We start from the raw sequence: 12200 nt of genomic DNA on the forward strand, positions 1-12200 counted from the left end.
GAGGGCATGGACGTCACTGACCAAGAACTCGCTTCGCGCGCGACCTTCTCCCACAAGGGGAGAAGGCAAGAGCACAGCGGAGTTACCGCGGGGCCATACGGATGGCGCCGTCAAGGCGGATGGTCTCGCCGTTGAGCATGGCGTTCTCGACGATGTGCACGGCGAGCGCGCCGTATTCCTTGGCATCGCCAAGACGCGAGGGATGCGGGACCTGGGCCCCGAGGCTCTTGCGCGCCTCCTCGTTCAGACCCATCAGCAGCGGCGTGAAGAATAGGCCCGGCGCGATGGTGTTGACGCGGATCTTCTGGCTCGCGAGGTCGCGCGCGGCCGGCAGGGTGAGGCCGACGACGCCGCCCTTCGAGGCCGAATAGGCGATCTGACCGATCTGACCTTCGTAGGCGGCAACCGAAGCGGTGTTGATGATGACGCCGCGCTCTTCACCGACAGGCTCGATGGTGACGAGACGTTCGGCAAACAGACGCAGGCAGTTGAACGTGCCGATCAGATTGACATTGATGATGCGTGCGAATTTTTCCAACGGGTAAACGCCGTCGCGGCCGACGATGCGCTGCGAGCCGCCGATACCAGCGCAATTCATCAGCACGCGCGCAACACCATGCGCCGCCTCGGCCTTGGCGATCGCCGCCTTGATCTGCTCTTCGCTGGTGACGTCGGCGTGAAGCGCGATGCCTTTCACTTCGGCGGCGACCTTTTCGGCATTCTCCTTGTTCTGGTCGATCACACCGATCTTGGCGCCCTTGGCGGCCATGGCGCGCGCGGTCGCTTCACCAAGACCCGAACCACCACCGGTGATGAGAACGGCTACGTCTTTCAATTCCATGACAGGCTACCTTTCCTTGGGCGTTTCTTCTCTAGACTTTGACAGCCGGATTATCCGGCGGCGGCAGCTTCCCCGGCTTGCGTGAGGATGCCGCCGCAGATCAGCGTTTCCATGTGCTTGATGTATTGTCGGCAGACGTCGTCGGTGACCGGGCCGACGCCGGTCGCGCGAGACATCGCGTGCCGGCCGAAGAAGAGATGATCGCAGGCACCGATCAGGCTGGTGTAGAACAGCACCGGATCGGTCTGGCGGAATTCGCCCCGGCTGACGCCTTCGGCAAGCAACCGGCGATGAAAGTCGAGCAGCGGCGCGACGAAGAATTTTGAGACTTCATCGGCAGAACCGGCGACGCTCTCGTGCAGCAGGTAATGGATCAGCCGGTTCATGTACGGAAACCGGTGATAGGCGCGGATGATGCCGGCGATGTGCAGCTTCAGCTTTGCGGTCGACGTGATCGGCTGTGCCAGCAGATATTCGAGATTGGACATCTCGGTCGCGGCGTCGCGCGCGAGCAGCGCCAGCAGCAGGCCGTCCTTGTTGCCGAAATGGTATTTGACCAGCGCGGCGTTGGCGCCCGACTTCTGTGCGATATCGGAGAGCGATATCTCGATCGAAGAGCGTTCGATCATCAGCTCGCTCGCGGCCACGAGCAATTTCTCTGCCGTGGAATTTTTTCCGCCGGGAAGCCTGTTCGGTACGCTGGTAGCCACGGAGATCCCTGTGCTCGCCGCTTGAAGCGGGCCGCAGATAAGCGCAAGCAGCGCCTCATCACAAGAGTTAATTGATCGATTGACTAAACGATCATCCCTCTCTTAAATCCGCCCCCGACAACCAACCCAATCAAGAATCCAGGGAGAAACCGACATGGCCGAGGCTTACATCGTCGCCGCTGCGCGTACCGCGGGCGGACGCAAGGGGGGCCGCCTCGCCGGCTGGCATCCGGCCGATCTCGCCGCGAAGGTGCTGGACGAACTGGTCGATCGCACCAAGGTCGATCCCGCTTTGGTCGAGGACGTGATCATGGGCTGCGTGATGCAGGTCGGCGAGCAGTCCAACAACATCGCGCGCAATGCGGTCATGGCGTCGAAACTGCCTGAGAGCGTGCCGGGCACTTCGATCGATCGCCAGTGCGGCTCCTCGCAGCAGGCGCTGCACTTCGCGGCGCAAGCGGTGATGTCCGGCACCATGGACGTGGTGATCGCCGCCGGCGTGGAATCGATGACCCGCGTGCCGATGGGCTTGTCCTCGCAGCTGCCGGCCAAAAACGGCTTCGGCAATTACAAGAGCCCGGGCATCGAGGCGAGATATCCGAATATCGTGTTCAGCCAGTTCACCGGCGCCGAGATGATGGCCGAGAAGTACGGCCTGTCGAAGGATGATCTCGACGAATATTCCTACCAGAGCCATCAGCGCGCGATCGCGGCGACGCAGGCCGGCCACTTCAAGAAGGAGATCGTGCCGCTCGAGATCGTCCGAGCCGACGGCAGCAAGGATACCCACCACATCGACGAGGGCATTCGATTCGATGTCACGCTGGACGGCATCAAGGGTGTCAAGCTGATCGCCGAGAACGGCAAGTTGACCGCGGCAAGCGCCAGCCAGATCTGCGACGGCGCCTCCGGCGTGATGGTCGTGAACGAGCGCGGCCTCAAGCAGCTCGGCGCCAAGCCGCTCGCGCGCATCCATCACATGACCATGACCGGCGGCGATCCCGTCATCATGCTCGACGCCCCCCTGCACGCCACCAAGAAGGCGCTGGAAAAGGCCGGCATGAAGATCGATGACATCGACCTGTTCGAGGTCAACGAGGCCTTTGCCTCGGTGCCGACCGGTTGGCTGAAGACCACCGGCGCCGATCCGGCCCGCCTCAACGTCAACGGCGGCGCCATCGCGCTCGGCCATCCACTCGGCGGCTCCGGCACCAAGCTGATGACGACGCTTGTTCACGCCCTGCACCAGCGCGGCAAGCGATATGGCCTGCAGACCATGTGCGAAGGCGGCGGCATGGCGAACGTGACAATCGTGGAGCGGCTGTAGGCTGCTCTCGTGTCCCGGACGCGCTGCAGCGTGCAACGCTGCTGCGCAGAGCGGGGCCCATGCCTCACAGTGGACCCCGGAAGCAGCGCAGCACGTCGTGCTGCGCTGCGTCCGGGGAACGTCATATCCATTTGCCGGTGTTGAAGCAGCCCCATGACCCACCCCTCCATCTACGCCCGCACCACGCCAGATAAGATCGCTTACCAGATGGCCGGAACCGGCAAGGCGATCACCTATCGCGAGCTCGACGAGCTCTCGAACCAGGGCGCGCAGCTGTTCCGCTCGCTCGGCCTGAAGGCCGGCGACCACATCGCGCTCTTGATGGAGAACCGCCTCGCCTTCATGGAGATCTGCTGGGCGGCACAGCGCGCCGGGCTCTATTACACCGCGATCAGCCGTTATCTGAAGCAGGACGAGATCGACTACATCATCGCCGATTGCGGCGCCAAGGTCGTGATCACCACGCCGAAATGCGCCGATCAGATCAAGGGCCTGATCAAGGGGGCGCCGGGCGAGCCGATCTTCTACATGGTGGACGAGCCGCTAACCGGCTTCCGCTCCTACGACGAGGAAGCGGCCGCGCAACCGGCCACGCCGATCGCAGACGAAGTCGCCGGCTACGACATGCTGTATTCGTCGGGAACGACGGGCCGCCCCAAGGGCATCAAGAAGGCGTTCGAGGGTAAGCCGATCGACGAGCCGAACGCGTTCCTGCGCGTGCTGTGCGCCGGCATGTGCGGCATGAATGCCGACAGCATCTATCTGTCGCCCGCGCCGCTCTATCACGCGGCTCCCTTGCGCTTCAACATGATGGCGATCGTGCTCGGCGGCACCTCCATCATCATGGAGCATTTTGATGCCGAGGATTTCCTCAGGCTGGTGGAGAAGTACAAGGTCACCCAGTCGCAGCTCGTGCCGACCATGTTCGTGCGCATGCTGAAGCTGCCGGACGAGGTCCGCGCCAGGTACAACGTCTCGACGCTGAAGGGCGCCATCCACGCCGCGGCGCCCTGCCCGGTCGACGTCAAGGCCAAGATGATCGAATGGTGGGGCCCGATCCTGATCGAATATTATGCCGGCTCGGAGGGCAACGGCGTCACCGTCTGCAGCTCGAAGGAATGGCTGGAGCATCGCGGCAGCGTCGGCCGCGCCGTGGTCGGCAACATCAAGATTTTGGACGAGAACGACGAGGAGCAGCCGGTTGGCGAGATCGGCACGGTCTATTTCGCCGATGCGCCTGCATTCACCTATCACAACGACCCTGAGAAGACGAAGAAGGCCTACAACGCCAAGGGCTGGTCGACACTCGGCGATGTCGGCTATCTCGACAAGGACGGCTTCCTCTATCTCACCGACCGCAAGTCCTACATGATCATCTCCGGCGGGGTGAACATCTATCCGCAGGAGACCGAGGACGTGCTCATCACCCACCCTGAGGTCGCAGACGTCGCCGTGTTTGGCGTACCGAACGAGGAGATGGGCGAAGAGGTCAAGGCCGTGGTGCAGCCGCACGACACGGCGCGTGCCGGCAAGGCGCTGGAGGCCGACCTGATCGCCTTTTGCAAGACGCGCCTCTCGGCGATCAAATGCCCGCGCTCGATCGATTTCGAGGCCGAGCTGCCGCGCACGCCGACCGGCAAGCTGGTGAAGCGGCATTTGCGCGACCGGTATTGGCCGAAGACGGCGGCGAAGATTTAGGGCCTCAATCGAACAGGCTCGGCGTGTGGTTCACCAGCGCGCCTTCGATCTCGAGCATCTTCAGCTTGGTCACGACGCCGCCATTGGCCGAGAACCCGCCGGGCTTGTTGCCGGCGGCGAGCACGCGATGGCAGGGCACGACGATCGGGCACGGGTTGCGGCCGAGCGCCTGGCCGACGTCGCGCGACAGCTGGACGCCGCCGAGCTGCTTGGCGATGTCACCATAGGTGACGGTCTTGCCGGGCGGAATGGCGCGGGCGATCTCGTAGACGCCGCGGTTGAACTCCGGCACGCCGTCGAGGTCGAGCTCGATATCCGTGAGGTCGTCGGGCTCGCCCGCGAGCAGTCTTGTCATGCGGTCGATCGCCTCCTGCACCTCAGGGGTCGGCTCGGCTTCGATGGCATCGGCGTGGCGCTGGCTGATGCGGGTACGGATCTTGTCCTCGCCGCCCATCGGCAGCTGCGTGCCGTTGATGCCGCGCGGACCCCAGGCGATGGCACAGAGGCCGATCCTGGTATCGAACAGGGCGAAATGCTGGTCGGTCATGGCTTGGTTCCCTGGGCTTGCGTCCTTCTCGCATGCCCCCATTGTGAACTCGGCGCTAAATCTAGGCTTGGAAATAGTTGCGATCCACCCGGTTTCCGGGAATCTTGCGCAGGAGTTCCGCCCGCCTCGCGAGTCCAGAATGCAAAGCCTCCACGTCAACGGTTACGACATGCCCTATCTCGATGTGGGCGAAGACAGGAGCCGCCCGCCGCTGGTCTGCGTGCATGGCTCGCTGTCCGACTTTCGCGTGTGGGGCTGTGTGCTCGGCCCGCTGACGCAACGATATCGGATGATCGTTCCCAGCTTGCGGCACTTCTTCCCCGCACAATGGGATGGCGTCGGAGACACCTATTCGATCGGACAGCATGTCCGTGACGTCATCGCCTTCATCGAGCAGCTCGACCTCGGCCCGGTCGATCTGATGGGCCATTCCCGCGGCGGCCACATCTGCTTCCGCGTGGCGCAGCAGCGCCCCGATCTGCTGCGGCGGCTCGTTTTGGCCGAGCCCGGCGGCGAGCTCGATGCGAGCCTCGATCCTGAGTATGTCGGCGGCCCCTCGCCGCTCTTGGCGCGGTTCAAGGCGTCGGCCGAGAAGATCGCGGCCGGCGACGTCGACGGCGGGCTCGCCGTTTTCGTCGACACGCTGGAAGGCGCCGGCACCTGGCCGCGGCTGCCGGCGATGGTGAAGCAGAACCTACGCGACAATGCGTACACCCTGATCGGCCAGGTCCGCGACGGCAGGCCGCCGTTCTCGAAGGCGGATGCGGAGGCGATCAAGATGCCGACGCTGTTCATCCTGGGCGCGCGGACCAAGGGCCTGCTGCCGAAGGTGCTGCATGCGCTTGCCGCGCATGTGCCCTACTCCAAGACGGCGATCATCCCGAACGCGACCCATCCGATGTTCGAGCAGGCGCCGCAGAAATATTCCGAAGTGGTTCTCGACTTTCTGGCGAGCTGATCATGCAGAGCTTTCGCGTCAACGGTTACGACATGGCCTATCTCGGGATCGGCGAAGGCCGTCCGCTGGTCTGCGTGCACGGCACGCTCGGCGATTTCCGCACCTGGTATTCGGTGCTCGGGCCGCTGTCGAAGAACCATCGCGTGATCGCGGTCAGCCTGCGGCGCTTCTTCCCGGAACATTGGGACGCCATCGGCGACGACTATAAGATGGCCCAGCACGTTGCAGACACGATCGCGTTCATCGAGCAGGTGGAGCCCGGGCCGGTCGATCTGATGGGCCATTCGCGCGGCGGGCACATCGCGTTTCGCGTCGCGCAGGCCCGGCCTGATCTGCTGCGCAAGCTGGTGCTGGCGGAGCCCGGCGGCGATCTCGATGCCAGCCTGCCGCTGCCCGAAGGCACGCCCGCCTATCCGCCGCTCGCCGCGAAGACGATGCGCTCGGTCGAGATGATCCGCGCCGGCGACGTCGAGGGCGCGCTGCAAAACTTCTACGAAGGCATCGAGGGCGACGGCTCCTGGCGCCGCGTGCCGGCGGCCGCAAAGCAGCAGCTGCGCGACAACACGCTCACCCTGCTCGGCCAGATCAACGAGCAGCGCCGGCCCTACACGCTCGCGGACGCGCAAGCGATCAGGACGCCGACGCTGCTGGTCGGCGGCGGCGCTACCACCGGCAGCCTGTCGGTGCTGTGGCGCGTGCTGGCCGAGCACATCACGGGCGCGCAGACGGCGGTGATCGCGAATGCCGGGCATTGGATGTTCGAGCAGGCGCCGCAGGAGTTCGGCGATGTGGTGAGCAGGTTTTTGGCGGAATAGCAGCCGGCACCCGCCTCACAACACCAAAACAACCCCATGCACAGTAGACGACATGAAGAGAATCAACAGCTTACGCGTTTGGAAAGGTGAGATCGTTTGGGCGGCTTGACGCCCTCGCCCTGACTGCCGGACGATGCTTCGCATCGCCCCGGAACGACAAAAACAAAGCAGGAGGACGACCCATGAGACTGTCCCAAGAGCAATTGGAGTTCTTCCAGCGCGAAGGCTGGCTGTTCCTGCCCGAACTGTTTGCCCAGGAGGAGGTCGACCTGCTCGCGCGCGAGGCGGTGGGCATCTACGACGCCAACCGGCCGGAGGTCTGGCGCGAGAAGAGCGGCGCACCGCGGACGGCGTTCGCCGCGCATCTCTACAACGAGGCCTTCGGCATTCTCGGTGCCCATCCGCGCATGATCGAGCCGGTCGAGCAGGTGTTCGGCGAGCCCGTCTACATGCACCAGTTCAAGATCAACGCGAAATCGGCTTTCACCGGCGACGTCTGGCAGTGGCACCAGGATTACGGCACCTGGAAACGCGACGACGGCATGCCGGAGCCGCGCGCGATGAACATCGCGATCTTCCTCGACGAGGTGATGCCGATCAACGGCCCGCTGATGCTGGTGCCGCGCAGCCAGAATGCCGGCGACCTCGAAGCTTCCCATGACCTCGCCACCACCTCCTATCCGCTGTGGACGCTCGACGAGGACACGGTGACACGCCTCGTCGAGCAGGGCGGCATCGTCGCTCCGACCGGCAAGCCCGGCGGCATGCTGATGTTCCACGGCAACCTGGTGCACGGCTCGGCCGGCAACATCACGCCCTACCCGCGCAAGATCGTGTATCTGACGCTGAACGCGGTCTCGAACTACATCCGTACACCGACCAGGCCGGACTACATCGCGCATCGCGATTTCACGCCGATCAAGGCGGTGGAGGACGATGCGCTGCTGCGGCTGGCCCGTGCACCAAGGCAGGCGGCGGAGTAGACTGTCATTCCGGGGCGACGCGTAGCGTCGAGCCCGGAATCCATTGGGCCGCAGAGATTGTGGATCAATGGATTCCGGGCTCGCGCTTCGCGCGCCCCGGAATAACGAGCTTTGATTGTTGAACCGACGGATTTCCCCCATGAACCTCTTCCGCCTTCTCCAGGCCCGTGCGTCCGCCGGCAAGCCTGTTCGTGTCGCACTGATCGGCGCCGGCAAATTCGGCTCGATGTTTCTGGCGCAGGTGCCGCACACGCCGGGGCTGGAGGTGCCCATCATCGTCGACATCGATCGCGACCGCGCGCGCGAGGCTTGTCGCACCGTCGGCTGGAGCGCCGAGCGGATCGCAGCCACCGTCTTCACCGACGACGGCGCGCACGCCATCGCGGGCGGCGCGATGGATGTCGTGGTCGAGGCGACCGGCAATCCCGCCGTCGGCATCCGTCACGCGCGCGCCGCGATCGCGGCGGGCAAGCACATTGTGATGGTCAATGTCGAGGCCGACGTGCTGGCGGGCCCGCTGCTTGCCGAAGAAGCGCGGAAAGCGGGCGTGGTCTATTCGCTCGCCTATGGCGACCAGCCGGCGCTGACGGCGGAGATGGTCGACTGGGCGCGCGCGACAGGATTTCGCGTCGTCGCTGCCGGCAAAGGGACAAAATATCTGCCCGCCTATCACGACGTGACGCCCGACGGGGTCTGGCAGCACTATGGCCTGACCGCAGGCGAAGCGCAGTCGGCCGGCATGAATCCGCAGATGTTCAACTCCTTCCTCGACGGCACCAAATCGGCCATCGAAATGGCGGCAATCGCCAATGCCTGCGGGCTCGACGTGCCCGCGGAGGGACTTCTGTTTCCGCCCTGCGGCGTCGACGATCTCCCGCACATCATGCGACCGCGCTCGCGCGGCGGCGTGCTGGAGCGGTCCGGCGTCGTTGAAGTCGTGTCATCGCTGGAGCGCGACGGACGGCCGGTGTTTCGCGATCTGCGCTGGGGCGTCTATGTCGTGCTGGAGGCGCCGAACGACTACGCCGCCGATTGCTTCAGGCAATACGGCTTGAAGACGGATGCGAGCGGTCGATATGCCGCCATGTACAAGCCCTATCATCTGATCGGGCTGGAGCTGAACATCTCGGTGCTGTCGGCGGCGCTACGCGGCGAGCCGACCGGACAGCCCCACGGCTTCCGTGGCGACGTCGCTGCGGTCGCCAAGCGCGACTTGCGCGCCGGCGAAATGCTGGACGGCGAAGGCGGCTACACGGTGTGGGGCAAGCTGGTGCCGGCGGCCACGAGCCTGAAGGCGGGTGCACTGCCGATCGGCCTCGCGCATCGCATGAAGCTGAAGCACGACGTCCCCTATGGCGCGGTGCTGCGCTGGAGCGACGTGGAATTCGACGCGGCCGGCGAGACGGTGAAGACGCGCAAGGCCATGGAGGCCGCGTTCGCATCGCAACATTGAGGACGGCCGATCGCGCGACCAAAGCACGCTTGCTTTGCCGGGCGCCTTTCGTCATCCTGCCGCCGGTCCGGAAGAATTTCGGACGCAGCAAACGTCGATCAGCGGCGAACTCCAAGCGACAGCAAGATCGTGATCCCTCGTCGAGGCATCGACACCAACAGAGGGGAAGCGCATGAAACGTCGTCAATTTCTGACGGCAGGCGGTCTTGGCCTCGCCGCAACTACGATTGCAGCGCCCGCGGTCGCGCAGTCGATGCCCGACATCAAATGGCGATATGCGGCAAGCTGGCCGAAATCGCTCGATACGCTCTATGGCGGCTGCGAATATTTCTGCAAGCGCGTCGCCGAGATCACCGACAACCATTTCCAGATCCAGCCTTTCGCCGCCGGCGAAATCGTGCCGGGCCTGCAAGTGCTCGACGCTGTCTCGAACGGCACGATCGAGATGGGCAACACCGCGCTGTACTATTATTGGGGCAAGAACCCCGCCTTCACCTTCGGCACGGCGTTGCCGTTCGGGCTCAACACCCGCCAGCACATCTCGTGGCTGTTGTGGGGCGGCGGACAGGACCTGGTCAATGATCTGCTCAAGGAGCAGAACGTCATCGGCATTCCCACCGGCTCGACCGGCGCCCAGATGGGCGGCTGGTTCCGCAAAGAGATCAAATCGATGGACGATCTCAAGGGCCTCAAATTCCGTGTTGGCGGTTTCGCCGGCACGATCATCGCCAAGGTCGGCGGCGTGCCGCAGCAGATCGTTGCAGGCGACATTTATCCGGCGCTCGAGAAGGGCACCATCGATGCGGCCGAATGGGTCGGCCCCTACGACGACGAGAAGCTCGGCTTCGTCAAGGTCGCGAAGTACTACTACTATCCCGGCTGGTGGGAAGGCACCGGCCAGGGCCACAACATCATGAATCTCGACAAGTGGAATACGCTGCCCAAGCATTATCAGGCCGCGGTCGAGAGCGCCTCGCGCGACACCTTCACCTGGGTGACCGGCAAGTACGATGCCGTGAATCCGCCGGCACTGAAGCGGCTGCTCGTCGCCGGCGCGATCCTGAAGCCGTTCCCGCAGGAGGTGCTCGAGGGTTGCTACACTGCTGCGAACGAGATCTACGCCGATCTCGCCAAGACCAATCCGCATTTCGGCAAGATGTATGCGAGCCTCACCGCCTATCGCGCCGATTCGCTCGCCTGGATGCAGGTGGCGGAACTGAGCTTCGACAGCTTCATGATGCGGATGCGGACGCGGACGTAGAGAACGCGCGCGTGCTGAAACGACGAAAGCCCCGGAGATGTCTCCGGGGCTTTTGGTCTGGCGGCGATGAAAGTCTCGTAGTGTGGGCAAAGTGGAGCGTGCCCACGCATTGTTTGTGACCCAGAGAGATGGTGGGCACGGCGCTTTGCGCCTTTGCCCACCCTACGGCAGCAGCGAATGCCGCTCACATCCTCAATTCTGATCGTCGCCCAGCGCAGCGACCAGCTTGTCGTAGTATTTGGCGATGAGGTCGATATTGCCCTTGTTCTCGACCGCGGGCGCCGGCGTCTTCAGCGCCTGGTTGAGCTCGTCGAGGGCTTCCTTCTTGTCCTTGGCCGGCATCTTCTTGTCGGCCTCGACTTGCGCGATCTGCGACTTGATCACGGCTTCGTTGCCGACATATTTCTTGGTCGCGGGATCAAACCCGCCGAGCACCAGGCTGATGTTGTCGACGACGTTGTTGTAGTCGTCATAGCTGGCAAAGCCGTGCTTCTTGGCGACACCGTCGAGCTGGGCAATCACCTTCGCGTCGGGCGCGGTGTTCTCCGGCAGTTTTTCCGTGATCGCGTCCATGTCCTTCTGCGCGGCGAGCACGCCTTCGACCTGCTTGTCGGTCAGCGCGATCTGCTTGAGTGCGGGCGCCTGCTGTTGCTGTGGCGCGGCCTGCTGAGCGGGCGCGGGCTGCTGCTTGGCTTGCGCGAGCGCCGCGCCGGAGGAGAAGAGCGATGTCGCGGACACGAGGCACGCGACGCCGAGCGCGGTGAGAGCGGGACGAAGCAATGCTGGCATGAAAGTCTCCTCCTGAGGGGGATGGATGTCTTGATGGGGGAAGTTCGGTCGTGGACGATCTAGACAATCGCAAGCTAGGGAACTCGAAATGAACTCCGCATGAACCCTGCGGGCCCCTGCTAGCTACTAATCATGGCTGAATGATCACAACCCTGTGGTGACCCGAGCGATCACCAAACATTGCTCCGCGTGCAATCCTTCTGTTGCGCGCGCCGCGCCGTCTCGCCGATGCTCGAGATAGCAACACCGGGAGATCTTCATGTCGACCTATCGAGGCTCGTGCCATTGCGGTGCCGTGACGTTCAGGGTCGCATCTGAAGTCACCGAGCTTACGACCTGCGATTGCTCGCTATGCAGGCAGAAGAACGCGCTGATGACCAAGGTTCATGAGAGCGCGCTGACCGTGCTGTCGGGCGAGGATCTGCTGTCGGTCTACGAATGGAATACGCATCGCGCCAAGCATTTTTTCTGCTCGCGCTGCGGCGTGTACACGTTCCACCGCAAGCGCGCGGCGCCGGATCATTTCGGGGTCAACGTATTCTGTCTGGAAGATTTCGATCCCACCTCGGTGCCGGTGCGCGCGACTGAGGGCACCGGCATGTCTGTGGTCGACCCGAGTGCGCGAAGCCAGTGGCTCGGTCCGCGGGAAGGAGGCTGACGTCGGACAATGGTAAGCGTGGCGCCGAGGCCCTTTGGATTGTTTGTGCGGAGTCATGAGAGCACCGTTAGAAGAGTCATCTTCTGGAAGGGTGCTCACAATGGACGACCATTCTGACGACATAAGACGACCGTTGTCACCGCGTATTGAAGTGTTCGCT

The 12200-nt window shown here is 63.8% G+C and carries 12 protein-coding genes; 8 read left to right on the plus strand and 4 right to left on the minus strand.

Annotated features, from left to right (window positions below; genetic code table 11):
• Positions 1 to 82: 82 nt before the first annotated feature.
• Complete coding sequence (locus IF809_RS08205) at positions 83 to 841, minus strand: SDR family NAD(P)-dependent oxidoreductase (protein WP_128968562.1); 759 nt, start codon at positions 839 to 841, stop codon at positions 83 to 85.
• 50 nt (positions 842 to 891) lie between these two features.
• Positions 892 to 1551 carry a TetR family transcriptional regulator gene (locus IF809_RS08210; protein ID WP_462837313.1) on the minus strand — a complete coding sequence of 220 codons (660 nt, stop codon included), beginning with the start codon at positions 1549 to 1551 and terminating at the stop codon, positions 892 to 894.
• Positions 1552 to 1705: 154 nt separating this feature from the next.
• Here IF809_RS08210 and IF809_RS08215 point away from each other — a divergent pair, with 154 nt between their 5' ends.
• Both IF809_RS08215 and IF809_RS08220 read left to right on the plus strand, forming a co-directional pair.
• Positions 1706 to 2878 (plus strand): acetyl-CoA C-acetyltransferase, encoded by a 1173-nt coding sequence (locus tag IF809_RS08215; protein ID WP_453980742.1) that lies wholly within the window; start codon positions 1706 to 1708, stop codon positions 2876 to 2878.
• Positions 2879 to 3031: 153 nt separating this feature from the next.
• Positions 3032 to 4576 (plus strand): acyl-CoA synthetase, encoded by a 1545-nt coding sequence (locus IF809_RS08220; RefSeq protein ID WP_462837314.1) that lies wholly within the window; start codon positions 3032 to 3034, stop codon positions 4574 to 4576.
• A gap of 4 nt (positions 4577 to 4580) precedes the next feature.
• Here the strand turns inward: IF809_RS08220 and IF809_RS08225 are convergent, their stop codons facing one another.
• Complete coding sequence (locus tag IF809_RS08225) at positions 4581 to 5123, minus strand: methylated-DNA--[protein]-cysteine S-methyltransferase (RefSeq protein WP_128968566.1); 543 nt, start codon at positions 5121 to 5123, stop codon at positions 4581 to 4583.
• Positions 5124 to 5262: 139 nt separating this feature from the next.
• Between IF809_RS08225 and IF809_RS08230 the strand changes: the two genes are divergently transcribed.
• The 5 genes from IF809_RS08230 (at position 5263) to IF809_RS08250 (ending at position 10593) form a co-directional block, all read left to right on the plus strand.
• The gene (locus IF809_RS08230) at positions 5263 to 6081 is read left to right on the plus strand and encodes an alpha/beta fold hydrolase (protein ID WP_462837315.1); all 819 of its coding nucleotides are present in this window, start codon (positions 5263 to 5265) and stop codon (positions 6079 to 6081) included.
• A 2-nt stretch (positions 6082 to 6083) separates the two neighbouring features.
• Positions 6084 to 6896, plus strand: a complete 813-nt coding sequence (locus IF809_RS08235; RefSeq protein ID WP_128968568.1) for an alpha/beta fold hydrolase — start codon at positions 6084 to 6086, stop codon at positions 6894 to 6896.
• 182 nt (positions 6897 to 7078) lie between these two features.
• A complete protein-coding gene (locus IF809_RS08240; RefSeq protein WP_462837316.1) occupies positions 7079 to 7879 on the plus strand; it encodes a phytanoyl-CoA dioxygenase family protein in 801 nt (266 codons plus the stop codon).
• 139 nt (positions 7880 to 8018) lie between these two features.
• A complete protein-coding gene (locus IF809_RS08245; protein WP_453993507.1) occupies positions 8019 to 9332 on the plus strand; it encodes an NAD(P)H-dependent oxidoreductase in 1314 nt (437 codons plus the stop codon).
• Between the two features lie 172 nt (positions 9333 to 9504).
• Positions 9505 to 10593: a TRAP transporter substrate-binding protein gene (locus tag IF809_RS08250; protein WP_453993509.1), complete on the plus strand. Its 1089-nt coding sequence runs from the start codon at positions 9505 to 9507 to the stop codon at positions 10591 to 10593.
• A gap of 192 nt (positions 10594 to 10785) precedes the next feature.
• Here IF809_RS08250 and IF809_RS08255 read toward each other — a convergent pair whose 3' ends face one another.
• On the minus strand, positions 10786 to 11382 hold the full coding sequence (locus IF809_RS08255; protein WP_128968571.1) for a hypothetical protein: 597 nt from the start codon (positions 11380 to 11382) through the stop codon (positions 10786 to 10788).
• 259 nt (positions 11383 to 11641) lie between these two features.
• Here IF809_RS08255 and IF809_RS08260 point away from each other — a divergent pair, with 259 nt between their 5' ends.
• Positions 11642 to 12040 (plus strand): GFA family protein, encoded by a 399-nt coding sequence (locus tag IF809_RS08260; protein ID WP_462837317.1) that lies wholly within the window; start codon positions 11642 to 11644, stop codon positions 12038 to 12040.
• Positions 12041 to 12200 lie beyond the last annotated feature (160 nt).

The organism is Bradyrhizobium sp. UFLA06-24 (genome assembly GCF_054967145.1).